This window comes from Roseomonas sp. TAS13 (genome assembly GCF_001950415.1).
Classification (GTDB): Bacteria; Pseudomonadota; Alphaproteobacteria; order Acetobacterales; family Acetobacteraceae; genus Roseomonas; species Roseomonas mucosa.
In genome coordinates this window covers 1-21,419 of record NZ_BDLP01000020.1, presented here as the reverse complement: position 1 = coordinate 21,419, position 21,419 = coordinate 1, and the positions used below count along the sequence as shown (strand labels likewise).

Below are 21,419 nucleotides of genomic sequence, written 5' to 3'. Positions count from 1 at the left end.
TGTTGTGGATGAAATCCCTGCCCTGAAACCGTGGAAAATCCAGGGTTATGGCGTCCCGTACGGGATTCGAACCCGTGTCGCCGCCGTGAAAGGGCGGTGTCCTAGGCCTCTAGACGAACGGGACCTGGCCATGGAAAGCGGCCGGAGAGGCGTTGGCGGCTAACTAGCCTGACACGCCGCCTTCGTCCATGGGCAGAAGAACGGTTTTTCCACCCTAATCGTCCAGGGCAGCGGCGGCGTTCTTCGCGGCCTCGCCCAGGGTGGGGTGGATATGCACGCCGTCCAGCATGGTGCGCAGATCCGCCCCCGCATTCATCAGCTCCACGAAGAGCTGCACCACCTCCGCCCCCGAATCGCAGAGGGCGGCGGCGCCGAGGATCTTCCCGGTCCCGGGGTCCGAGAGAACCTTGATGAAGCCCTCGGTGCGGCCGATGTCACGGGCCTTGCCGCTTTCCGCCATCGGCTTCCGCCCGATGCGATAGGGATAGCCGGCCTTGCGTGCCTCCTGCTCCGACAGGCCCACGCGCCCCAGTTCCGGCTCAGTGAAGATGGCATAGGGCACGATGCGCCGCGTGGTGCGGGCGCCGTCCTCCAGGAACAGCGATCGCAGAACGCGGAAATCGTCGTAGGCGGTGTGGGTGAACTGCGGTCCGCCCCGGATGTCGCCGACCGCGAAGACCCCATCCACGCCGGTCCGCAAACGCTCGTCCACCTCCAGCACGCCCTTCTCCCCGGGATGCAGACCAATGCTCTCCAGCCCCAGCGTGTCCGTGTTCGCCTGGCGCCCGGTGGCGAGGAAGAGATGCGTGCCCTCCAGCACCCGGCCTCCCAGATGCAGACGCACCCCCTCGCCGCCTGCCTCCACTCGCTCGGGCTTCGCGCCCAGATGGATGGCGATCCCCTCCGCCTCCAGGGTCCGTTGCAGCACCTCCGCCACATCCGGGTCCTCCCGTTCGGTGAGCTGCGGACCCGCCTCGACGATGGTCACGGCCGATCCCAGGCGGCGAAAGGCCTGGGCCAGCTCCAGCGCGATGGTGCCGCCGCCCAGGAAGAGCAGATGTCCCGGACGCTCGCGAAGGTCGATCCAGTTGCGGCTGTCGATCAGCGGCACCTGCTCCAGCCCGGGCAGGTCCGGCTGCGCCGCGCGGGAACCGGTGTCGAGCACCAGCCTGTCGGCCAGCACCACGGACTCCCCCGCGCGGATGCGGAAGCGGTTGCCGTCCTGTCCTTCGATCCTGGCCTCCCCGCGCAGCAGCCGCGCTGCCCCGGGCTGGCGGAAGCTCTCTTCCAGCTCGCCACGCTGCTCCGCCACCAGGGAGCGGGCACGGTCCATCACTGCGGCGAAATCCACCTCCACGGTGGGAATCGTGACGCCCCATTCGGCCGCGCGGCGGGCCTGGGCCGCCAGGCGGGCGGAGGCGATCACCGCCTTGCTGGGCGTGCAGCCGAAATTGACGCAGGAGCCGCCGAGGGCATCACGCTCGACCAGCAGGATATCCCGGCCCGCCTCAGCCAACGCGCGCGCCAGTGGCACGCCTGCCTGCCCGGCACCGATGATCACAGTCTCTGCGGTCTGCATGGCCATGGGCGGCCTGCCCTCCCCTGCACTCGATGCAGGAAGGAGCGGCCATGGGCGGCGGTTGCACGAAGAGCCAGCAATCACCGGCCGTCTTCGACATGTTCACGTTCGGAGGAAGCAAGGAAACTGGCGCGCCCGAAAGGATTCGAACCTCTGACCCCCAGATTCGTAGTCTGGTGCTCTATCCAGCTGAGCTACGGGCGCCGGCCAGTGGCGGGGTGATAGCCGAGGCTCCCGAGCGGCGCAATGGCCGTGTGGGGGTTTTTCGACACGGATCTGTCATGCGCCCGCGGATGCGAAAAGCCCCGCTGCGAAAACGCATCGGGGTTCGGAACCAACTGATTTAACGAGGAAGTTTCTGGCGCGCCCGAAAGGATTCGAACCTCTGACCCCCAGATTCGTAGTCTGGTGCTCTATCCAGCTGAGCTACGGGCGCCGGCCAGTGGCGGCCTGATACTGCGGTGCCGGGGGAAGCGCAAGGGCCCCTCCCCCATTTTCAGCACGCGTCCCTGCCGGGCCGTGTCAGCCCGCCAGCTTGTCCAGCTCACGCAGGATGGCGTCGCCCATCACGGAGGTGCCCACGCGGGCCGTGCCGGGCGACATGATGTCGGCGGTGCGCAGGCCGCCGGTCAGCACGTTGTTGATGCTCTGCTCGATCAGCGCCGCATCCTCCTCCATGCCGAAGCTCCAGCGCAGCAGCATCGCGAAGGACAGCATCTGCGCACAGGGATTCGCGATGCCCCTGCCGGCGATGTCCGGCGCGGAGCCATGGATCGGCTCGTAGAGCGCGTGGCGCCGTCCGGAGGCATCCGGCGCGCCCAGCGTGGCGGAAGGCAGCATGCCGAGCGAGCCGGTCAGCGCCGCCGCCAGGTCCGACAGTACGTCGCCGAACAGGTTGCCGGCCAGGATCACGTCGAACTGCTTCGGATTCGAGGCGAGCTGCATGGCGCAGTTGTCGGCATACATGTTCTGCAGCTCGATATCGGGGAATTCGGCCTTCGCCACCTCCCCGACCACGCCGCGCCACAGGCGGCCGGTCTGCATGACATTCGCCTTCTCGACGCTCGTGACCTTGCGGCCGCGGCTGCGCGCCAGCTCAAAGGCCACGCGCGCCACGCGGGCGATCTCGTCCTCGGTATAGACCTCGGTGTCCACGCCGCGGCGCTTGCCGTCCGGCATCACCTCGATGCCGCGCGGCTCGCCGAAATAGATACCGCCCGTGCTCTCGCGCACGATGATGATGTCGAGGCCGCTGACGATCTCGGCCTTCAGCGAGGAGGCGCTGGCCAGCGGCGCCAGCACCGTGGCGGGGCGCAGGTTGGCGAAGAGGCCCAGCTCCTTGCGCAGCCGCAGGATGCCGAGCTCCGGACGCTGCTCGAAGGGCAGGCTGTCCCACTTCGGCCCGCCGACGGAGCCGAAGAGCACGGCATCCGCCTCCCTGGCCCGGGCCACCGTCTCGTCGGAACAGGGCGTCCCTTCCGCCTCGATGGCGGCGCCGCCGACCAGCCCTTCCTCCACGGTGAAGGAGGCGGTGCGGCGGCGGTTCATCCAGTCGATGACACGGCGGACCTCACGCATCACCTCGGGGCCGATGCCGTCGCCCGGCAGAACCAGGATCTTCTTGTTGGCCGTCATCAAAGAGTAGTTCCCGTCCCAAACATCCAGGGTTGTGCAGCGCGCTTCCGCGTCTCGAAGGCGTCGATCGCGGAGGCATGCTCCATGGTCTGGCCGATATCGTCCAGGCCATTCAACAACAGATGTTTACGAAGCGGGTCCACGTTGAAGGAGATTTCCTCCCCATCCGGCCGGATCACCACCTGGCGTGCGAGATCGACGGTCAGCCGGGCATTGCCGCCCAGCTTCGCGTCCTCCATCAGCTTCTCGCAGACGGCATGCGGCAGGCGCACCGGCAGGATGCCGTTCTTGAAGCAGTTGTTGTGGAAGATGTCGGCGAAGTCCGGCGCGATGACGCAGCGGATGCCGAAATCCAGCAGCGCCCAGGGCGCGTGCTCGCGCGAGGAGCCGCAGCCGAAATTCTCGAAGGCGATAAGAATCTCGGCCTTGCGATAGGGCTCCTGGTTGAGCACGAAATCCGGCTTCTCGCTGCCATCGGGCGCGTAGCGCATGTTGGCGAAGGCACTCTTGCCGAGTCCCGTGCGCGCGATGGTCTTCAGAAAGCGCGCCGGGATGATCATGTCGGTATCGACATTGGCCAGCGGCAGCGGCGCGGCGATGCCGGTGAGCGTCGTGAAAGGCTGCATCAGCGCATGATCTCCCGCACGTCGGTCAGGCGGCCCGTGATGGCCGCGGCGGCCGCCATGGCCGGGCTCAGCAGATGGGTGCGCCCGCCAGGACCCTGCCGCCCCTCGAAGTTGCGGTTCGAGGTGGAGGCGCAGCGCTCGCCGGGCTTCAGCTTGTCCGGGTTCATGCCCAGGCACATGGAGCAGCCCGCCTCGCGCCATTCGAAGCCGGCCTCGATCAGGATCTTGTCCAGACCCTCCCGCTCCGCCTGCTCCTTCACCAGGCCGGAGCCCGGCACCGCCATGGCGCGCACGCCAGGGGCGATCCTGCGGCCCTTCAGCACCTCGGCCGCGGCGCGGATGTCCTCGATGCGTCCATTGGTGCAGGAGCCAAGGAAGACCGCGTCGATCTTCACCTCCTGCATCGGCATGTTCGCGGCGAGGCCCATGTAGTCCAGCATGCGCTGCATCTGCGCGCGCTTGGCCTCGTCCGCCTGCCCGGCCGGGTCGGGCACGCGGCCGGTCACCGGCACCACCGTTTCCGGCGAGGTGCCCCAGGTGACCTGCGGCGCGATGGCATTGCCGTCCAGCACGACCTCGGCATCGAAATGCGCCTCCGGATCGGAGGGGAGCGTGCGCCAGTACTGGATCGCGCGCTCCAGCGCCTCGCCCTTCGGCCCCATCGGGCGTTCGGCCACATAGGCGAAGGTGGTCTCGTCCGGGGCCACCATGCCGGCGCGGGCACCCGCCTCGATCGACATGTTGCAGATCGTCATGCGGCCCGCCATGTCGAGGTTGCGGATCACCTCGCCCGCGAACTCGATGACATGGCCGGTGCCGCCGGCGGTGCCGATCTTGCCGATGATGGCCAGCATCACGTCCTTGGCGGTCACGCCGAAGCCCAGCGTGCCGTCCACGGTGATGCGCATGTTCTTCGCCGGCTTCTGCAGCAGCGTCTGCGTGGCGAGCACGTGCTCGACCTCCGAGGTGCCGATGCCGAAGGCCAGTGCGCCCATCGCGCCGTGGGTGGAGGTGTGGCTGTCGCCGCAGACGATGGTCATGCCCGGCAGGGACAGGCCCAGCTCCGGGCCGATGATATGGACGATCCCCTGCCGCTTGTCGGAGAGCGGAATGTAGGGGACGCCGAATTCCTTGACGTTCTTTTCCAGCGTCGCGATCTGCAACGCGCTCTCGGCCTCGTTCACGCCGGTGAAGCGGGTCGCGTCGGTGGGAACGTTGTGGTCCACCACGGCGATCGTCGCATCCGGGCGGCGCACCTTGCGGCCAGCCTGGCGGAGGCCCTCATAGGCCTGCGGCGACGTCACCTCATGGGTAAGGTGCCGGTCGATGTAGAGGAGCGCCGTACCGTCGGGCAGCGTCTCGACGACGTGCGCGTCCCAGATCTTGTCGAACAGCGTGCGCGGCTTGGTTGCCGACATCGTGCGATCCTCCTGCAGTCAAAAAAGGCCCGCACCGTTGCCGGAGCGGGCCTTGCGAGGGCTCAGCCCTGAGTGGCCTCCGCCGGTGCGGCCGGCGCGGGCGCCGCCGCCGGCGCGGCGGTCTCGCGGGTCATGGTGCGCTCGGCGATGCGGGCGGACTTACCGGTCCGGCCACGCAGGTAGTACAGCTTGGCGCGGCGCACCTTGCCGCGGCGAACCACGGTGATCTCCGCCACGTTCGGGGAGTACAGCGGGAAGACGCGCTCCACGCCCTCGCCATAGGACAGCTTGCGGACGGTGAAGTTGCTGTGCAGGCCTTTGTTGGAGCGCGCGATCACGACGCCCTCATAGGCCTGAGTGCGGGTGCGCTCGCCCTCGACCACCTTCACCATCACGCGCACCGTGTCGCCGGCCTGGAAGGCCGGGGTGGTGCGGCTCGCGGTCAGGCGGGCCTTCTGGTCCGCGTCGAACTGCTGAAGCAGGTTCATCTGTGTTGTCCTCGTCTTAACCGTTGATCTGGGAAGCGTCGGGCGCTTCCACGAATGCTGTGTGGCGGGCCCAGAGGTCCGGGCGGCGCAGGCGTGTGGCGGCCTCGGACTGCGCCGCGCGCCAGGATGCGACCTCGGCGTGGTGGCCGGAAAGCAGCACGTCAGGCACGCGGCGGCCGTTCCATTCGGCCGGGCGGGTGTAGTGCGGGTATTCCAGCAGGCCGTGCGAGAAGGATTCCTCCTCCCCGCTCTCGCTGGCCCCCATGACACCCGGCAGCAGCCGGACGCAGGCATCGAGCAGGACCATGGCTGCCGGCTCGCCGCCGGACAGGACATAGTCGCCGACCGAAACCTCGGTCATCGCGCGCGCCTCGATGACACGCTGGTCCAGCCCCTCGTAGCGGCCGCAGAGCACGACCACCCCCGGCCCGGCGGCCAGTTCGCGGACCAGGGCCTGGTCGAGCAGCTGCCCGCGCGGCGTCATGTAGAGCAGCGGCCGCTCGCCGCCCTCCGCCATGACGGAACCGCAGGCCGCGTCGATCACGTCCGGCCGCATCACCATGCCGGCGCCGCCGCCGAAGGGCGTGTCGTCTACGTTGCGGTGGCGCCCGGTGCCGAACTCGCGGATCTGCCGCGCCTCCAGGCTCCAGTCGCCCCGTTCCAGCGCGCGGCCGGCCAGGGAATGGCCCAGCGTGCCCGGGAACATCTCGGGGAAGAGGGTCAGGATGGTGGCGCGCCAGCTCATGCGGCCTCCCCCTCGTCCTTCTCCGAAGCATTCTCGGGCTGCACCACGATCTCCTCCGGCGGCACCACCGTGCAGCGTCCCGCGGCGAGATCCACCACCGGCACGCAGGCACGGGTGAAGGGGATCTCCCGGTCCCGGCCCTTTGCGTCGCGCAGGGTCAGGAAGGCACCGCCACCGAAGTCCTCCACCGACATGACGCGGCCGAGCACCGTCCCGTCCTCGCCCACGGCCGAGAGGCCGATCAGGTCGGACAGGTAGAACTCGTCCTCATCGGTCGGCGGCAGGGCCTCCCGCAGCACGTAGAGCTTCACTCCGGTCAGCCGCGCGGCGGCATCCCGGTCGTTCACCCCGCGCACGCGCGCCAGGCCGCCCGGAAGCACCTCGAAGGCGAAGCTGCGCTGGCCGCTCTCGTCGGTCAGCGTGCCATAGGCGGCGATCGCCTCCGGCGCCTCGGTGAAGGAGCGCAGTCGCAGCAGCCCCCTCACGCCATGGGGCCGGCCGAACTCGCCCACCAGGATACGCTTCGCGTCCATCGGTGTGCCTCAGGGAGTGCCGTTCGCCAGGATCAGCCGTTCGCGGCGGCCGCGGCGGCGCGCTCCTGCGCCTTCTTCTTCGGCGCAGACTGCTTCGGCTGCTCGCGGAACTCGGGCATCGGGGCCAGGCCGGCCTTGCCGAGGAACTTCGCCACGCGGTCGGTGGCCAGCGCGCCCTGGCTCAGCCAATGGGCGATGCGCTCGTCGTGCAGGCGGATGCGCTCGGCATGGTCGGCCGGCAGCATCGGGTTGTAGGAGCCCAGCTTCTCGATGAAGCGGCCGTCGCGCGGCGAGCGGCTGTCGGCCACCACGATGTGGTAGTAGGGGCGCTTCTTGGCGCCCGCGCGGGCGAGGCGGATCTTAAGTCCCATGAGGTCCTCTCAGTACAGCTTTGGAAAGGGTTAGAAGGGCCGTCGGCCACCGGCACCGGGCAGCAGGGCGGAAAGCCCCCCGCGCATCAGTCCCTTCTGGCCGAGCTTGTTCATCCGCTTCATCATCGCGGACATGTCGTCGAACTGCTTGAGCAGCCGGTTCACTTCCTGGACCGTCACGCCAGAGCCGGCGGCGATGCGCTTCTTGCGCGACGCCTTGATGATCTCCGGCTTGCGGCGCTCCTTCATGGTCATGGAGGAGATGATCGCCGCCTGGCGCTTCAGGATCGACTGGTCGAGATTGGCGTTCTCCAGCTGCGCCTTCATCTTGCCGATGCCGGGCAGCATCCCGAGGATGCCGGAGAGCGAGCCCATCTTGCCGATCTGCCTGAGCTGGTTCGCGTAGTCTTCCAGGTCGAACTGACCCTTCTGCATCTTCGCGGCCAGCTTCTCGGCCTGCTCGCGGTCGATCGTTTCCGCCGCACGCTCCACCAGCGAGACGATGTCGCCCATGCCGAGGATGCGGCTGGCGATGCGGTCGGGATGGAAATCCTCCAGCGCGTCCAGCTTCTCGCCAGCGCCCAGCAGGCGGATCGGCGCGCCGGTGACGCTGCGCATGGACAGCGCCGCGCCGCCACGGGCGTCGCCGTCCACGCGGGTCATGGCGATGCCGTTGACGCCCACCTTCTCCTGGAAGGCGCGGGCGGTGTTCACCGCGTCCTGGCCGGTCATGGCGTCCACCACCAGCAGCGTCTGGTGCGGCTTCGCCATGGCCTTGACCTGGGCGACCTCGGCCATCAGGGCCTCGTCGATGGCCAGGCGGCCGGCGGTGTCGAGGATGACGACGTCGTAGAGCTCGCGCCGTGCCGTATCGAGGGCACGGGCGGCGATCTCCAGCGGCCCCTGCCCGGCGACGATCGGCAGCGAGCCGACCTCGGCCTGCTTCGCCAGCGTCTCCAGCTGCAGCTGCGCGGCGGGGCGGTGCACGTCCAGCGAGGCCAGCAGCACCTTCTTGCGCTCGCGCGAGCGCAGCCGCAGCGCGATCTTGCCAGAGGTGGTGGTCTTGCCCGAACCCTGCAGGCCGACCATCAGGATGGCGACGGGCGCGGGCGCGGCGATGTCGATGCCGCGCTTGCCGTCGTCGCCCTCACCGCCGCCCAGGGCCTCCACGAGCACGTCGTGGACGATCTTGACGACCTGCTGCGCCGGGGAAACGGACTTGATGACCTCCACCCCGACGGCACGCTCGCGGACCTTGTTGATGAGGTCGCGCGCCACCGGCAGGGCGACGTCGGCCTCCAGCAGCGCCACGCGGACCTCGCGCAGCGCTTCCGCCACGTCGGCCTCGGACAGGGCGCCACGCCGGCGCAGCCGGTCGAACACCCCATTCAGCCTGCCTGACAGCGCCTCGAACATGCGGCGGTCGAAACTCCAATGCCGTTCGCGCCGCTGCGCGAGCCTTCGCGGAGCGACGGAGCCGGCCGCACGGGGCAGCCGACCGGGTTGCGGGACATGTCCCGGGTACGGGGGCCTCTACGCCGCCCCCGGCCCCGGGTCAAGCACTTCCGGCTGCCCGCCCGGCGGCGGAAGGGCGGGCACGGCGCGCAGCGCGATCCAGTAGCGGCGGACCAGCTCGCCGCTCACCGCATCCGGCGCCTCGTCCTCCAGCATGCCCCCAGCCCGCTCGATGGCGCGGCGGGAGGGGGTGTTGTCGGAGCGGCAGGTCAGCAGCACCCGCTCGAAACCACGCTCCCGCATATGCGCCAGGGCCAGGGCAAGGCCGCGCGTGGCGAAACCCCGCCCCCGCAGGCCGGGCCGGACAGCATAGCCGACATGGCCGCCGCGGCGGCGCAGATAGGGAGTGAGTGCGTAGCGGCAGTTCACCGTGCCGATGAACATGTCGCCGGCGGCCAGCCAGAAATGCGTGCCCGGCACTTTCCGCGTGAAGCCGCCATCCGGCAGGCGCACCGGGGTCTCCGGGTCGTTCAGCGAGCGGAGATGGGCCATCAGCCCCTTCTCCGGCGGCAGGCCTCCGCCGTCCGGTACGAGGCCTTCGGCGAGCGCCGCCGCATAGGAGGGCAGCAGTGCCTCCTCCGGCAAGCGGAGCAGGGCGCGGTCCGGGGAAAGGGCGTCGGCATCGGGCATGGCCGGGCGTGGATGGCGCAAGGCCCAGCCGCTGCCAAGCCCGTTCCCCCCCGGTGACGCCCCGCCCCCGCTTGACGCGGCGCCCATGCCGGCCCGCCATGCGTGCCGACGCGTCAAGGAGAGTCGCCGCATGATCGCCCTGGACCCACGCCGAGCCGCCGGGGAAGCCCGCGCCATCGCCCAAGGCTGGACCGAGGCCGGGGGGCCCGGCGGTGCCATCGTGCTGTTCGGGCCGGACGGGGTGCTGGAAGGCTTCGGCGGCGGTTTCGCCTCGCTGGAAACCCGCACGCCCTTCACGCCCGACACGCCAAACCGCTGGGCTTCCATCAGCAAGCAGTTCTGCACCGCCACCGTGCTGCTGGAAGGGCTGGACCTTGCCGCGCCGCTGGGATCGCTCGTGGCGGAACTGCCGGAGGCCGTGGGCGGCGTCACGCTGGGCCAGGCGCTGGACATGACCGGCGGCCTTCCGGACCTGATGGAGACGCTGTCCCTGGCGGGCCTGCCCTCCTCCGCCTCGATCACGCGGGCGGAAGCCTTCGACGCCATCCGCCGCCTGCCCGGCATCAATGGCGTCCCTGGCGCGGAAATGACCTACACCAACACGGGCTACCGGCTGGTGCAGCACATCTTTCCGGAGCAGCGCGGGCGCTCCTACGCGGAACTGCTGCGCGAGCGGCTGTTGCGCCCGCTTGGGCTGGAGGCGATTCGTTTTCCCGAGGACGAGTCCGAGCCGGTCGCCGACCTCGCCACGGGATACTGGCACGACGGCAGCGAATGGCGCCGCGGCCGCTACGGGCTGCAATATTCGCCCTCTGGCGGGCTGGCGGGCAGCGCCGCCACCCTGGCCCTCTGGGGCGCGGCGCTGATGACCGGACACGGGCCGCTGGAAGGAATGCTCGTGCGCCTGACTTCGGCGCGGGAGCCGCTGGGTGGCTTCTACCGCCTGGGCCTGAACGCCCCCGACCTGGCCAGCGACGTGCCGCTCTTCGGCCATGGCGGCTCCCTGCCCGGCTACAAGGACCACATCCTCCTTTCTCCCTCGCTCGGCCTGGGCGTGGTGGTGCTCTGCAACCGTGAGGATGCGGACCCGCTCTGGAACGCCCTCCGCATCGTCTCGGCCTGGACCGGGCGCGCCCTGCCCGTCGCCGCCCGCCTGCCCGCCGGCCTCTATGCCGCGGAGAGCGGCCCCTTCTGGGCCGAGGCCGCGGACGACACCATCACCTTCATGGGCACCACGGACCGTCTTTTCGCGGATGGCGCCGGGAGGGTGCGGACCCTGCCCGCCTATCTGGAAGCGAGCCTGCGCGCCGAAGCGGATGGCACCCTGCGCGGACATGTCGGCCGCATGGCGCAGCACCTCCTGCCGGTGCCGCCGGGCCTGGCGCTGGACCCATCCCTGGCCGGCGAATGGCGGGACGAGGCCTACGGCGCACGGCTGAGCATCCGGGCCGATGGCAGCGCCGAGCTGCCCGGCATTCCCGGTCCGCGCGTCACGCTGACGCCGCTGCCGGGCGGCCGCGCCCTGGCTTCCCGCACGCATAACGGCTCGACGATGCGGATCTGCTTCTACCCCGTGGGCGAGGGGCGCCTGCGCCTCGCCTCGCACCGGTCACGCGTGCTGGAATTCCGGCGCGCCTGACGTGGGTGGAAGGCACTGGGCTGCCTTGTCCTTGTGGGCAAGGCTCCACCCGGGGCCGGCCACAGGCTGCGACGTCGAAGCGCAGCACCCCTCCCGGCCTGGGGAGCGGACGGTCAGTGGATCTCGTCGGCCTTGGAGAGGGCTTCCTTCAGGGCCGCCACGGAGAAGTCGCGCGAGCGGCACAGGTCCAGCACCACCGCCTCGCGGCGCATGCAGAGTTCAATCGCGGCAGGCAGCTTGGTCACCGCGTCATGCGGCACGACCACGGCGCCGTGCCGGTCGGCATGCACCACCGCGTCGTGGTGGGCGGCCATGCCATGCACCGAGACCTCCTGCCCGTACTGCACGATATGCACATAGGCATGGGAGGGGTTCACCACCCCCGCCAGCATCTGGAAGTCCGAGGCGGCGGTGTCGAGGTCGCGGATCGAGCCGTTGGTGACGACACCCAGCGCACCCAGGGACTTGTGCACATTGGTATGGACCTCGCCCCAGAAGGCACCCGTCCCGGGCGTGTCGTCGAGGTCCTGGATCACCACCACGGTGGGCATCGCCGAATCCGCGACATACTCGTACCAGCCGAGCCGGGCGGCGCGGTCCACCTCCCGCGTGCGGCCGGAGGGCGAGGCGGCGCGGATCGTCGCGGTGCGGGCCAGCCCGCAGACCGGCCTCAGCGCCGGGTCGGAGGCGACCAGCGGGCGGATGGTGAAGCCGTAGCCGCGCCGGTGCGGCACCACCAGTTCCAGCGCGTTGCAGATGGTGGGCGTGTCCCATTGCCGCAGGGCGTCCAGATCCGCGGCGGTGAAGGGATACTCGGCCATGTCCATCTCCTTGCCAGCCACCCGGAGGGCGCCGCGCCTTCATTCCAGCCAGGATCGTCTTGGCGGGGCGACGCCGGGGCTGGGTCCGGCGCATCCTCCCGGTCAAGGGCGCAACGGTCAAATGCCGTCCGCGAGGCTCGGGCAAGCCACGCGGTGCCGGGCGCCGCGAAACCCGCCGCAGAAGCGGCAGGCTTCGCGGCCCAGGCCTCAGCGGCGGCGCAGCAGGGTCAGCAGGATTCCGCCCAGCACCGCGATGGGCGCACTCTTGCGGGCCACGCCGAGAAAGACTTCCTCCGCCGCGCCGGACAGCGCGACATCGCGCACCGCCCGCGCCTCGATCTCCGCATTGGAATGGCCGCCGCGCGAGGCGAGCAGCGCCAGGACCAGCGCCACCACCAGATCCATCGCCAGCAGGATCGCCGCCGCGCCCACCGCCCCGGCGTGGAAGAAGGCGAAGTTGTAGATCAGGATATGCAGCATGACGAAGGCGGCGCAGCCGAAGACGGCGGCGATCAGCCAGTAGAGCAGCTGGTTGATCTTGCTGCCGGCCTGTACCTTCAGGCGGCGGCTTTCGGCCTGGGCCGCCATGCCTACGAGACGGAGCGCGCGGAGCATCATCTCAGCGCCCCGTCAGCCGCGCGACGGCATAGCCGATGGCCACCGCGATCAGCAGCGCGGTCACCGGCCGCTCGCGCACACGTTCCTGGAAGTCGTCGTAGCGGTACTGCACCGACTCGGCGACATCCCCGGCATAGGCTTCCACCCGGTCCACGCCGCGGTTCAGCGAATCGGTGCGCTCGGCGAGGAGCCCCTCCACCTTGCGGCGCAGGTCGGCGATCTGGGCACGCGCGTCGGAGGCCGTGGCCTCCACCTGTGCCCTGGCCTCCGGGCCGGGCTGGGACTGCTCTGGCATCGTCGTCTCCTGTGGTCATACGGTCGAGTTCGCAACGTCACGTTGCGGGACCGGTTGCCGCTTGGCGAGGCCACACCGCGCGAGGGCAGGAAGCTGTGGTCGGACGGCCATGACGGGTCTCCTCCAGCGGGGGCTGCCTGGCCACGTCCGAAGCGGTGTTCAGGCAGCCCGGCGTGGCCGGTCCCCCGGATTGCGGGCCGGAGCCGCGCGTTCGCGCAGCGGAAAGCGGACGCGCCAGCAGGTGCCGGGACCGCTTTCCCGCAACAGCCGCCCGCCGAGCTGGCGGGCGAAGCCATCCAGGAGTTGCAGGCCCAGGCCCAGGCCGCGTGGCGCCGCCTCGCTGACGGGAAGGCCGATGCCGTCATCCTGGACATCGAGGATCACGTCCGAGCCTTCCTGCGTGACGCGCACGGTGATGGTGCCGGTGGCCTCGCCCGGAAAGGCATGGGCGACGGCGTTGCTGACCGCCTCGGTCACGAAGAGCGCCACCGTCACCGCTTGGTCGGTGGAGATCCGCAGGTCCCCCTCCGCCTCGATCCGCAGCCGCAGCCTTTCGCCGGCGGCCTCCCCCTGCGAGGAGAACTGCTGAGTCGCCAGCTCCTCCAGGAAAGGACGCAGCGCGATCGCCTCGAAGGACTGCTGCGTGTAGAGGTAGCGGTGCAGCGTCGCGATGGCGCGCACCCGGTCTCGCGCCGCCCGGAACTCCGCCTGCACCTTCGAATCGCGGATGCGGTTGGCCTGGAGGTTCAGCAGCGACGAGACGATCTGTAGGTTGTTCTTCACCCGGTGATGGATCTCGGCCATCAGCGCATCGCGTTGGTCCAGCGCATCGACGAGATCCGTTTCCCGTGCCGCCAGGGCCCGTGTCGCGTCGTCGAAGGCCTGCTCGAGCTCGATCACCTCACGCGGCTCGATGCCGGTAGGCGCCCGTTCGAAGACCATGCCGGGACGCCAGCGCTTCACCCGCTCCGTCAGCGAATGCAACGGGCGCACCAGACCGAGATCGGCACCCACCACGATCGCCACCAGGCAGGCCAGGAGGAAGGCGGAAAGCTCCGCCAGCCTTTGCAGCAGCGTACTCCAGGCGGTGGCGCGGACCGGCTCGTAGGCCTGCCCCACCACGATCCGCAAGCCGGGACCGAAGGGTGCGACGGCATAGGACATCTCCGCGCCGCTGCGTGCGGTGGCCTGCACGACACTGTCCGGCGGGTTCAGCACGGAAAGGTTGCGCGGCGCGAGGTTCGCCTCTCCGCCCTGCAAGGGAACCACCTCCCCCTGCCCGTCCACCAGCCAGGAGAACTGACCGGGGACGGGATAGAGGCCGGGGCGCAGGAAGCTGCTCAGCAACAGCGTACCGCCTACCAGCACGCGGGGTTGGCCGGAGGGGCGTGACAGCGCCAGGGCGAAGGGAAGCCTGGCATGCTGGCCACCATCCGCCGGGATGATGTCACCGAAGGCCGGAAGTCCGTTGAGCAGGGCGGCACTGATCCGGTCGCGCGGCGGCATTGCGGTGCTCGCTTCCGGAATGGCAGAGCAGATGCGGTCGTGCTGCCCGTCGGAAATCCAGAGATTGGCATACCGACCGGGATAGAGGTCCAGGACGCGGCGCAACTCGCTTGCGCAGTCCTCGCTGGAACCCGCACGCGGAAGGTCGATGCGCGACAGGGATTGCAGCATGGCCGTCATGCCATCGACCTTGGCGGCGGCCTGCACCAGCACAAGCTCTCGCTGGGTTGCAAGGCGGCGCGAGGCTTCCTCGAAGGTTGCCTCGCGTCCCTGCATGGCATTGGTGGCGGCGATTACGAGCACGGGCACGCCAGCCGCCATGAGCAAGGCTGTCATGCGGCCCCTGATGCCCGCCAGGAAGCCAACGACCCGCCCCGCGCGCCTTGGCGGGACGGGCCTGCCGGTCACTTTTCTCGATCCCTCTCGATCAGCTTCAGCAGATCCTCGGGAATCGGCTCGCTCGCCACATCATCGAACATGGTGTGCAAGCCCATCTGAAGCCACTTGTTGAAGGCTGCATCGGGGGCACTCTCCGAGTGCCGGCCGACTTCATCAGGCCCCCGACCGGCCAGCGGCATGGGACGTCCCTTTTTTTTCGGTTTTCCGTCCATTAACCGAAGATGGTTGCCCGATCCCCTTCATCGACCGCCAGGAAAGCGCGGCTCTTGCCCGAGGCGCCGCGGCGCGGCTGGGCCACCGCACGATTCGTCGCAGTGCGATTGCTGCTACCACGCTCCTCACCGGTCAGCCAGCGCTGCAGGGTCTGGCGGGCGCGGAAGACGCGGCACTTCGCGGTGCCGACGGCGCAGTTCATCGCCGCCGCAACCTCTTCATAGGACATGCCCTGCACCGTCACCATCACCAGGGCGGTACGCTGCTCAACCGGCAGGCGGGCCATGTGGATGCGCAACTCGCGCATTACGAGGCTGTCTTCCTGCGCGCCCGGGCGGGCAAAGGCGCTGCTCGGCACATCATCCAGATCCGCCGTCTCACGCTTGCGGCGGATGTCGGAGATGAAGCGGTTGCGCAGGATGCGGAACATCCAGGCGCCGAAGTTGGTGCCGGGAGTGAAGGAATGGCGTGCCGCCAGGGCTGAGGTCACGGCGGCCTGCACCAGATCGTCCGCATCGGCACGGTTACGCGTCAGTGCCAGGGCTTGCACCCGGAGCCGCGGCAATGTGGTGGTGAGCAGGTCGTGGAAGTTGAACTCACCTTCGTACGTCGCGGTCTGGATGTCGGCGGTCTGGCTCATCTCGCTACTCCGCATATCGTGGCCGGGAAAATCCGGCCTTCACGGGATCAATGCACGAGCTCGAAAATCGGTTGCCGCCAGGGAGGCGATTTTCTGGTTTTTTATGTTTCGCCTCGGATTCAATAAGTTAGGAGGTCAATCCTCCTTCTCCTGCGGGGCGAAGCTGGCTGCCAGCCGGACACGGGCGCGTGAGACGCGGGCCTTCAGCGTGCCCACCGCCACGCCCGCAATTCCGGCAGCCTCCTCATAGGAAAAGCCCAGGGCTCCGATCAGCACCAGCGCCTCGCGCTGTTCCGCCGGCAGGCCGGCCAGGGCATGGTCCAGTCCGGCGACTTCCAGGCGGGCATGCTGGCCGCCCTCCGCACGCTCCTCTTCCTCCGGCCGCACGGCCTCCAGCACCCGCCGCTCGCTCGCGCCGCGACGGCGGGTCTCGTAGAAAACATTGCGCAAGATGCTGAAACTCCACGCACGCAAGCTTGTTCCGGCCTGCCATTGCGCTTCCGCCCTCAGTGCCCGAACTAGGGCTTCCTGGACCAGATCGTCAGCGACGGAGACGTCGCGTGCCAGGAATCTTCCGAAGGCACGCAGATCGGGAAGAAGCTGTGCGAGACCGGCGCGGAAATCGGTGCTGAGTTGGTCCATTCTTGTCTTCGGTCGAAGGCGCGGAAGCGGCGCCGGTGAGGGAGTAGCACGATGAACGCTGTCACGCAGGGGGAGCTTCTCCGGGCCCTGCCCTACGCACGGCGCTATGCACGCGCTCTCGCGGGAGGGCAGGAGGCGGGCGACAGGCTGGTGGCGGAGGCGCTGCGCGCGGGGCTGCCGCAGGTGCCGGGCCACCTGGCTCTTTATGCGGGCGTGACCGCCAGGGTCGCGGAGGGCGAAGGCCAGCAGGGTGGCGAGAGGGGTGGCGGCACGATGGGCCTGCGCCAGCGGCAGCTTCTGCTCCTCACCGCTCTGGAGGATCTGCCGATTCGTGATGCGGCCCTGGTTGTCGGCATGGAACAGCCGGAAGCGGAAGCGGAGCTGGAGGCGGCGCATTCCGTTCTCCGGGCCACGGCCGCGACCGATGTGCTGGTGATCGAGGACGAGCCGATCATCGCCATGGACATCCGCCAGCTCGTGGAAGGCTGCGGCCACCATGTGGTCGGCATGGCCTCCGACGAGACGGAGGCGGTGGAACTGGCCCGGTCGCTGCGTCCCGGCCTGATCCTCGCAGATGTGAATCTGGGGCCCGGCGGGGACGGAATCACGGCGGTGGAGCGTATCCTCGGCGAGCAGAAGATCCCGGTCATCTTCGTCACCGCCTATCCGGAGCGTCTGCTCACGGCGGAACGGCTGGAGCCGGCCTTTATCATCAGCAAGCCTTTCGAGCCGGTGGCCTTGGCCATCGCCACCTACCAGGCCGTGTCCGGCGGCGTCCGGCTCAGCTGATCCCTTTTCCACCTGGCGGATGGCAGAGCGCCGCCGGGGGCATCGTCCAGGCATGAGGGCGGAGAGGGTTCCCCCGCCGCCCGCCGCCTGGGAATGGGTCTGGCCGTGACGCGCGGAACACGGCCGGAGCTTCCGAAGAATGCTCGGCAACTGGCCTTGGGGGCGCACGTTCACCGACCGCAAGGTTGAGGAACATTGCCATGCTTTACTGGACGGTTATCTTTCTGATCATTGCGCTGGTCGCCGGCGTGCTGGGCTTCGGCGGCGTGGCCTCCGCCGCCAGCGGCATCGCCAAGATCCTCTTCGTCATCTTCCTCGTGCTCTTCCTGATCTCGCTGGTCGCGGGACGCGGCTGGGTGTGACGTGTGGCGGCCGGCCCCCTTTCTGGTGCTCGCCCTCGGTGGCTTGGCCACCGGGGCTGCGCCGGCGCAGGAGGCCAGCCGCGGCAGCCAGTCAGGCGGCAGTGTCACACCGTCCAGCACGGAGGATGGAAGGCTGTGGTTCGATCCCACCCAGCTTCCCTCCTTCACGGGGGTGGTCGAGCGCTACCTCTTGAATCCCGAGGGCAAGATCGACCGGCTGCTGTTCCGCGAGGGGCCGCAAATCATCCTGCCCGGCCCTGTCGGCAGCGAGGTGGCTCGCAAGATCGAGCCAGGGCAGAGCATCGTCGTCTGGGGCATCCGGGCACGCAAGGCGCCGGTGATCATCATGCTGGCCTGGGCCAAGGACACCAACGCCAAGCCCCGCTTCGTGGAGCGGCCAAGCTGGGGTATCGGCGCCTATCGTTCCGGTCAGCAGGAGGTCGAGGTCTCCGGCCAGATCGTGGCACCTCTCTACACGCCGCAGGGCGACAGCATGGGGGTTATCCTGCAGGACGGGATGGTGATCCGCCTGCCGCCCAGCATCGCGGAGTTCATGGGAGATCGGCTCACGGTGGGACGGGAAATCGCCGCCTCCGGCCGTGGCGTCAGTGGCGAGCATGGCCGGGCGGTGGATGCCGAACGTGTCGGCGATAACCTAGCGGCGCTCGGTCCCCTGCCCGGCTCCGCGGAGAAACGTCCGTGAATCCACGCACCCGCGAGGTGCAGATCCAGACCGGTGCGTTGCGCGGCTTCCTGAAACTGTCCGGCGCCTACTTCTGGCAGGAGCGTTCCGCGCGCTGGATGGTACTGGGCCTCTTCGTGCTGACGCTGCTGCAGATCCTGATCCAGATCCGCTTCAACCTCTGGAACCGTGATTTCTTCAACGCGCTGGAGAATCGCGACCGGGATGCCTTCTTCTGGCAGATGTGGCTCTTCCTGCTGCTGGCCATCGCCTCGATGGTGACGGCGGTCTACCAGCTCTATGTGAAGCAGCTTACGCAGCTCCGCTGGCGGCAGTGGCTGACGCGGAAGCTGGTCGCGTCCTGGATGACCGACGCGCGGCACTACCAGATGGAGAAGGCGGGGGGCGCGGACAATCCAGACCAACGCATCGCCGAGGATGTCCGTGCCGCCACGGAGATGGCATTGGATTTTGCAACCGGCATCTTCAACGCCGTGGTGATGCTGATCGCCTTCATCGGTATTCTCTGGACGATTTCCGGGCCGCTCTATCTCACGCTCCTCGGACGCGATGTCGTGATCCCCGGCTACATGGTCTGGGCAGCGCTGATCTATGCGGTGGTGGGATCCGCCCTCACCTATCTCGTCGGGCGGCCAATGGTGATGCTGAATTTCCATCGTGCGTCGCGCGAGGCGGATTTCCGCTTCAGCCTGGTGCGGGCGCGCGAAAACAGCGAAGGCATCGCACTGATCGGCGGAGAGCGCGACGAGAGACGGTCACTCGATGGAATCTTCGCTCATACGGTCGCGGCGGTGAAGGCTCTGATGCAGAGCCAGCGCCGCCTGATGTGGCTGACGAGCGCCTATGGAATGCTGACCTATGTCTTTCCGACCGTGGTCGCGGCGCCGTCCTATTTCTCCGGCGCGATCACTCTGGGCGGGCTGATGCAGATCGGCTCCGCCTTCGGTTCGGTGCAATCGTCGCTGAACTGGTTCGTGGACAATTTTCCGCGCCTCGCCGAATGGCGCAGCAGCGTCGAGCGGCTTCTTACCTTCAACGAAGCGTTGAAGCAGGTGGAGGGGATGGTGTCACGCCCCGAGAACCCGGTGATCGCGCGCAGCATCGCCCGGGCAGGCCAGGAAGCCGAAAGCCTTTCCTTCCGCGATGTACAGGTGGCCTTCGCCGATGGCTCCGTGGTGATCGCTGAAGCCTCCGGCGAGATACGGGCTGGTGAGCGCGTGTTGATCAAGGGGGAATCAGGGACAGGCAAGAGCACGCTGTTCCGTGCTTTCGCTGGTGTCTGGCCTTGGGGAAGCGGCGAGATCCGCATGCCGCCGTCCGAGAGCACCATCTTCATGCCGCAACGTCCCTACCTGCCACTCGGATCGTTACGGAATGCCCTGGCCTATCCCCTGGGCGCGGAGAAGGCCAATGATGAGGTCAGTCGCGTGGCCTTGCGGCGCGTAGGGCTGAGCAAGCTTTGCGAGCGGCTCGATCAGGTGGAACGCTGGGATCAATTGCTGAGTCTGGGCGAGCAACAGCGTCTGGCATTCGCACGCCTGTTCATCCAGAGGCCGCGCTGGATCTTCATGGACGAGGCGACCGCAGCCCTTGATGAGGAGAACCAGAACGCGATGATGCGCATGCTGATCGAGGAACTGCCGGATTCATCGCTGATTTCCATCGGCCATAGGCCTGGACTGGAGTTCTTTCATCATCGGGTGCTGATGCTGCAACGTGGCCCCGAAGGCGCGAAGCTGGCCATTCCCCCGCGGCCCCAAGTGAAGCTGCGGCGGATCGGAGACCGTCTACCGCGATTGCAGAAATTGATGATACGGCGTCGCGTGCGAGAGGATGTTTAAGGTCCTTTCCGCCCACGCTAAACGCAAGACGACACCCCCTGGCCGCGCGTACGGGGGTATGTTGCGTGCTTGTGTGTGGGGGGGGGGTGTTGGGTAAGCGCGGCGACGAGGCCCATCTTCCGGCGCGGGCGGTGAACGTGCTGGGTCGGCGTGGAGCAAGGAGCTTCGGGCCGACATTATGGTCGACATTAGCGATGACGCGAAGGATGGCGGCTACCGGCGGGTCGAGGTCCTGACGGGGCCTGGCCGTCGCCGGAAGTGGTCGGACGACGACAAGGCGCGGATCGTGGCGGAGACGCTGGAGCCGGGTGCGGTCGTGGCTGAGGTGGCGCGGCGCTGGCAGGCCAGTTCGCAGCAGGTGTTCACATGGCGGCGGGAGATGCGGCGCACCGCGGTGGCGCCGCTGGACTTCGTGCCAATTGTGCCGGCGATGCCGCTAGCGACACCCGAGCCGATGGCCACGCGGGCATGTTCCTCGCCCCCGATCGAAGTCGAACTGGCCGGCGCCGTTCTGCGTGCCGTGCCTGGCACGGACGCGGACCTCCTGATGACGGTGCTGCGCGCGATCCGGGCATCGGCCGCATGATCGCACCGCCGGCTGGAGCGCGGATCCTGCTGGCCACGAAGCCCGTGGACTTCCGCAAGGGTGCGCACAGCCTGGCTGCGCTGGCAGCGGAGGTGCTGGGCGCTGATCCCTTCTCGGGCGCGGTGCTGGTATTCCGCTCGCGCCGTGCCGACCGCATCAAGATCCTGATCTGGGACGGGAGCGGCCTCGTCCTTGTCTGGAAGCAGCTGGAGGGCGGCGCGTTCCGCTGGCCAGCGATCGTGGATGGCGTGGTTCGTCTGACGCCGCTGGAGCTCTCGGCGCTGTTCGACGGCATCGATTGGCGCCGCGTCGGGGCGGTGAGGGAGATTCCCACGCCGAGCGCGCCTGCATAGAATCGGCGCGTGATGCGCGCCGCGGACGACGACACGCCGAGCCTGCCGGATGACCCCGCGGCGCTGCGGGCGCTGCTGCTCGAGGCGCGGGCGCAGGTCGACACGCTGGTGGCCGAGCGGGACGCGCTGGCGAGCCAGAACGAGCGGCTGCAGCACCTGCTGCTGAAGCTCAAGCGCCGGCAGTTCGGGACGAAGTCGGAGCGGCTCCCCGAGGACCAGCTGCTGTTCGCGTTCGAGGAGATCGAGGCGACGCTGGCCGGCAACGCGGCCGAGGCAGGCAAGGCGTCACCGACGCTCCGCGACAACGGGGCCAAGCGCCGCCGGGCCGGCCGCGGCCGGCTGCCCGCCCACCTGCCGCGCGTCGAGGTGGTGCTGGCGCCGGAGGCGACGGCCTGCCCCTGCTGTGCGGGCCCGCTGGTCGAGATCGGCGCCGATGCGTCGGAGCGACTGGACGTGATCCCCGCGAAGTTCC

General features: G+C 68.8%; 25 protein-coding genes and 3 tRNA genes. 8 read left to right on the top strand and 20 right to left on the bottom strand.

The window, feature by feature from the left end; all coding sequences use genetic code 11:
* Window positions 1-48: 48 nt before the first annotated feature.
* From ROTAS13_RS03460 to ROTAS13_RS25660, 13 genes are all read right to left on the bottom strand, one after another.
* A tRNA-Glu gene (locus tag ROTAS13_RS03460) sits at window positions 49-124 on the bottom strand.
* 90 nt (window positions 125-214) lie between these two features.
* Entirely contained in the window at window positions 215-1,585 is a 1,371-nt protein-coding gene (locus ROTAS13_RS03455; protein WP_083755383.1) for an FAD-dependent oxidoreductase, read from the bottom strand.
* A 121-nt stretch (window positions 1,586-1,706) separates the two neighbouring features.
* Window positions 1,707-1,783 (bottom strand) — tRNA-Arg (locus tag ROTAS13_RS03450).
* Window positions 1,784-1,938: 155 nt separating this feature from the next.
* Window positions 1,939-2,015, bottom strand: a tRNA-Arg gene (locus ROTAS13_RS03445).
* 86 nt (window positions 2,016-2,101) lie between these two features.
* Complete coding sequence (leuB, locus tag ROTAS13_RS03440) at window positions 2,102-3,214, bottom strand: 3-isopropylmalate dehydrogenase (protein ID WP_019462897.1); 1,113 nt, start codon at window positions 3,212-3,214, stop codon at window positions 2,102-2,104.
* A complete protein-coding gene (gene leuD, locus ROTAS13_RS03435; protein ID WP_019462898.1) occupies window positions 3,214-3,840 on the bottom strand; it encodes a 3-isopropylmalate dehydratase small subunit in 627 nt (208 codons plus the stop codon). The genes leuB and leuD overlap by 1 nt, the downstream gene beginning before the upstream one ends.
* Complete coding sequence (gene leuC / locus ROTAS13_RS03430; RefSeq protein WP_075821554.1) at window positions 3,840-5,258, bottom strand: 3-isopropylmalate dehydratase large subunit; 1,419 nt, start codon at window positions 5,256-5,258, stop codon at window positions 3,840-3,842. The genes leuD and leuC overlap by 1 nt, the downstream gene beginning before the upstream one ends.
* A gap of 62 nt (window positions 5,259-5,320) precedes the next feature.
* The gene (gene rplS / locus ROTAS13_RS03425; protein WP_019462900.1) at window positions 5,321-5,746 is read right to left on the bottom strand and encodes a 50S ribosomal protein L19; all 426 of its coding nucleotides are present in this window, start codon (window positions 5,744-5,746) and stop codon (window positions 5,321-5,323) included.
* Between the two features lie 16 nt (window positions 5,747-5,762).
* Window positions 5,763-6,491 carry a tRNA (guanosine(37)-N1)-methyltransferase TrmD gene (gene trmD / locus ROTAS13_RS03420; RefSeq protein ID WP_019462901.1) on the bottom strand — a complete coding sequence of 243 codons (729 nt, stop codon included), beginning with the start codon at window positions 6,489-6,491 and terminating at the stop codon, window positions 5,763-5,765.
* Entirely contained in the window at window positions 6,488-7,024 is a 537-nt protein-coding gene (gene rimM, locus ROTAS13_RS03415; RefSeq protein ID WP_019462902.1) for a ribosome maturation factor RimM, read from the bottom strand. The genes trmD and rimM overlap by 4 nt, the downstream gene beginning before the upstream one ends.
* Before the next feature lie 32 nt (window positions 7,025-7,056).
* Complete coding sequence (gene rpsP, locus ROTAS13_RS03410) at window positions 7,057-7,395, bottom strand: 30S ribosomal protein S16 (RefSeq protein ID WP_019462903.1); 339 nt, start codon at window positions 7,393-7,395, stop codon at window positions 7,057-7,059.
* Between the two features lie 30 nt (window positions 7,396-7,425).
* The gene (gene ffh, locus ROTAS13_RS03405) at window positions 7,426-8,811 is read right to left on the bottom strand and encodes a signal recognition particle protein (protein ID WP_075821553.1); all 1,386 of its coding nucleotides are present in this window, start codon (window positions 8,809-8,811) and stop codon (window positions 7,426-7,428) included.
* Window positions 8,812-8,928: 117 nt separating this feature from the next.
* Entirely contained in the window at window positions 8,929-9,561 is a 633-nt protein-coding gene (locus ROTAS13_RS25660) for a GNAT family N-acetyltransferase (protein WP_075821552.1), read from the bottom strand.
* A 109-nt stretch (window positions 9,562-9,670) separates the two neighbouring features.
* On the opposite strand from ROTAS13_RS25660, the gene ROTAS13_RS03395 reads away from it, so the two are divergent.
* Window positions 9,671-11,179: a serine hydrolase gene (locus tag ROTAS13_RS03395; RefSeq protein ID WP_075821551.1), complete on the top strand. Its 1,509-nt coding sequence runs from the start codon at window positions 9,671-9,673 to the stop codon at window positions 11,177-11,179.
* 113 nt (window positions 11,180-11,292) lie between these two features.
* Here ROTAS13_RS03395 and ROTAS13_RS03390 read toward each other — a convergent pair whose 3' ends face one another.
* From ROTAS13_RS03390 to ROTAS13_RS03365, 7 genes are all read right to left on the bottom strand, one after another.
* Window positions 11,293-12,000, bottom strand: coding sequence for an RraA family protein (locus tag ROTAS13_RS03390; protein ID WP_075821550.1), 708 nt, complete (start codon window positions 11,998-12,000; stop codon window positions 11,293-11,295).
* A gap of 207 nt (window positions 12,001-12,207) precedes the next feature.
* Window positions 12,208-12,618 carry a hypothetical protein gene (locus ROTAS13_RS03385; protein WP_099781523.1) on the bottom strand — a complete coding sequence of 137 codons (411 nt, stop codon included), beginning with the start codon at window positions 12,616-12,618 and terminating at the stop codon, window positions 12,208-12,210.
* 1 nt (window position 12,619) lies between these two features.
* A complete protein-coding gene (locus ROTAS13_RS03380; protein ID WP_075821548.1) occupies window positions 12,620-12,913 on the bottom strand; it encodes a hypothetical protein in 294 nt (97 codons plus the stop codon).
* Window positions 12,914-13,072: 159 nt separating this feature from the next.
* Entirely contained in the window at window positions 13,073-14,728 is a 1,656-nt protein-coding gene (locus ROTAS13_RS03375) for a sensor histidine kinase (RefSeq protein WP_171979025.1), read from the bottom strand.
* A gap of 95 nt (window positions 14,729-14,823) precedes the next feature.
* Entirely contained in the window at window positions 14,824-14,997 is a 174-nt protein-coding gene (locus tag ROTAS13_RS26965; protein WP_019462911.1) for a NepR family anti-sigma factor, read from the bottom strand.
* A gap of 32 nt (window positions 14,998-15,029) precedes the next feature.
* The gene (locus ROTAS13_RS03370) at window positions 15,030-15,671 is read right to left on the bottom strand and encodes a sigma-70 family RNA polymerase sigma factor (protein ID WP_019462912.1); all 642 of its coding nucleotides are present in this window, start codon (window positions 15,669-15,671) and stop codon (window positions 15,030-15,032) included.
* A 135-nt stretch (window positions 15,672-15,806) separates the two neighbouring features.
* Window positions 15,807-16,313 carry a sigma-70 family RNA polymerase sigma factor gene (locus ROTAS13_RS03365; protein WP_026033531.1) on the bottom strand — a complete coding sequence of 169 codons (507 nt, stop codon included), beginning with the start codon at window positions 16,311-16,313 and terminating at the stop codon, window positions 15,807-15,809.
* Window positions 16,314-16,364: 51 nt separating this feature from the next.
* Here ROTAS13_RS03365 and ROTAS13_RS03360 point away from each other — a divergent pair, with 51 nt between their 5' ends.
* The 7 genes from ROTAS13_RS03360 to ROTAS13_RS03330 form a co-directional block, all read left to right on the top strand.
* A complete protein-coding gene (locus ROTAS13_RS03360; RefSeq protein ID WP_058389796.1) occupies window positions 16,365-17,102 on the top strand; it encodes a PhyR family response regulator anti-anti-sigma factor in 738 nt (245 codons plus the stop codon).
* A 200-nt stretch (window positions 17,103-17,302) separates the two neighbouring features.
* The gene (locus ROTAS13_RS03355; RefSeq protein WP_019462915.1) at window positions 17,303-17,464 is read left to right on the top strand and encodes a DUF1328 domain-containing protein; all 162 of its coding nucleotides are present in this window, start codon (window positions 17,303-17,305) and stop codon (window positions 17,462-17,464) included.
* A gap of 25 nt (window positions 17,465-17,489) precedes the next feature.
* Complete coding sequence (locus ROTAS13_RS03350) at window positions 17,490-18,167, top strand: hypothetical protein (protein ID WP_139323257.1); 678 nt, start codon at window positions 17,490-17,492, stop codon at window positions 18,165-18,167.
* Entirely contained in the window at window positions 18,164-20,008 is a 1,845-nt protein-coding gene (locus ROTAS13_RS03345; RefSeq protein ID WP_058389794.1) for an ABC transporter ATP-binding protein/permease, read from the top strand. The genes ROTAS13_RS03350 and ROTAS13_RS03345 overlap by 4 nt, the downstream gene beginning before the upstream one ends.
* Before the next feature lie 178 nt (window positions 20,009-20,186).
* Window positions 20,187-20,594, top strand: a complete 408-nt coding sequence (gene tnpA, locus ROTAS13_RS03340; RefSeq protein WP_075821546.1) for an IS66-like element accessory protein TnpA — start codon at window positions 20,187-20,189, stop codon at window positions 20,592-20,594.
* Window positions 20,591-20,947: an IS66 family insertion sequence element accessory protein TnpB gene (gene tnpB / locus ROTAS13_RS03335; RefSeq protein ID WP_075821545.1), complete on the top strand. Its 357-nt coding sequence runs from the start codon at window positions 20,591-20,593 to the stop codon at window positions 20,945-20,947. The genes tnpA and tnpB overlap by 4 nt, the downstream gene beginning before the upstream one ends.
* A gap of 12 nt (window positions 20,948-20,959) precedes the next feature.
* The coding region (locus ROTAS13_RS03330; RefSeq protein ID WP_171979024.1) for an IS66 family transposase zinc-finger binding domain-containing protein at window positions 20,960-21,419 on the top strand (460 nt) is incomplete at its 3' end.

What these genes read in the sequence shown, in the direction of transcription:
- rimM (WP_019462902.1), bottom strand. Translation starts at nt 7,024, where the DNA reads ATGGACGCGAAGCGTATCCTGGTGGGCGAGTTCGGCCGGCCCCATGGC.
- ROTAS13_RS26965 (WP_019462911.1), bottom strand. Translation starts at nt 14,997, where the DNA reads ATGCCGCTGGCCGGTCGGGGGCCTGATGAAGTCGGCCGGCACTCGGAG.
- ROTAS13_RS03385 (WP_099781523.1), bottom strand. Translation starts at nt 12,618, where the DNA reads ATGATGCTCCGCGCGCTCCGTCTCGTAGGCATGGCGGCCCAGGCCGAA.
- ROTAS13_RS03355 (WP_019462915.1), top strand. Translation starts at nt 17,303, where the DNA reads ATGCTTTACTGGACGGTTATCTTTCTGATCATTGCGCTGGTCGCCGGC.
- tnpB (WP_075821545.1), top strand. Translation starts at nt 20,591, where the DNA reads ATGATCGCACCGCCGGCTGGAGCGCGGATCCTGCTGGCCACGAAGCCC.
- ROTAS13_RS03390 (WP_075821550.1), bottom strand. Translation starts at nt 12,000, where the DNA reads ATGGCCGAGTATCCCTTCACCGCCGCGGATCTGGACGCCCTGCGGCAA.
- ROTAS13_RS03455 (WP_083755383.1), bottom strand. Translation starts at nt 1,585, where the DNA reads ATGGCCATGCAGACCGCAGAGACTGTGATCATCGGTGCCGGGCAGGCA.
- rplS (WP_019462900.1), bottom strand. Translation starts at nt 5,746, where the DNA reads ATGAACCTGCTTCAGCAGTTCGACGCGGACCAGAAGGCCCGCCTGACC.
- ROTAS13_RS03365 (WP_026033531.1), bottom strand. Translation starts at nt 16,313, where the DNA reads ATGGACCAACTCAGCACCGATTTCCGCGCCGGTCTCGCACAGCTTCTT.
- leuC (WP_075821554.1), bottom strand. Translation starts at nt 5,258, where the DNA reads ATGTCGGCAACCAAGCCGCGCACGCTGTTCGACAAGATCTGGGACGCG.
- leuD (WP_019462898.1), bottom strand. Translation starts at nt 3,840, where the DNA reads ATGCAGCCTTTCACGACGCTCACCGGCATCGCCGCGCCGCTGCCGCTG.
- ROTAS13_RS03380 (WP_075821548.1), bottom strand. Translation starts at nt 12,913, where the DNA reads ATGCCAGAGCAGTCCCAGCCCGGCCCGGAGGCCAGGGCACAGGTGGAG.
- ROTAS13_RS03370 (WP_019462912.1), bottom strand. Translation starts at nt 15,671, where the DNA reads ATGAGCCAGACCGCCGACATCCAGACCGCGACGTACGAAGGTGAGTTC.
- ffh (WP_075821553.1), bottom strand. Translation starts at nt 8,811, where the DNA reads ATGTTCGAGGCGCTGTCAGGCAGGCTGAATGGGGTGTTCGACCGGCTG.
- ROTAS13_RS03395 (WP_075821551.1), top strand. Translation starts at nt 9,671, where the DNA reads ATGATCGCCCTGGACCCACGCCGAGCCGCCGGGGAAGCCCGCGCCATC.
- trmD (WP_019462901.1), bottom strand. Translation starts at nt 6,491, where the DNA reads ATGAGCTGGCGCGCCACCATCCTGACCCTCTTCCCCGAGATGTTCCCG.
- rpsP (WP_019462903.1), bottom strand. Translation starts at nt 7,395, where the DNA reads ATGGGACTTAAGATCCGCCTCGCCCGCGCGGGCGCCAAGAAGCGCCCC.
- leuB (WP_019462897.1), bottom strand. Translation starts at nt 3,214, where the DNA reads ATGACGGCCAACAAGAAGATCCTGGTTCTGCCGGGCGACGGCATCGGC.
- ROTAS13_RS03360 (WP_058389796.1), top strand. Translation starts at nt 16,365, where the DNA reads ATGAACGCTGTCACGCAGGGGGAGCTTCTCCGGGCCCTGCCCTACGCA.
- tnpA (WP_075821546.1), top strand. Translation starts at nt 20,187, where the DNA reads ATGGTCGACATTAGCGATGACGCGAAGGATGGCGGCTACCGGCGGGTC.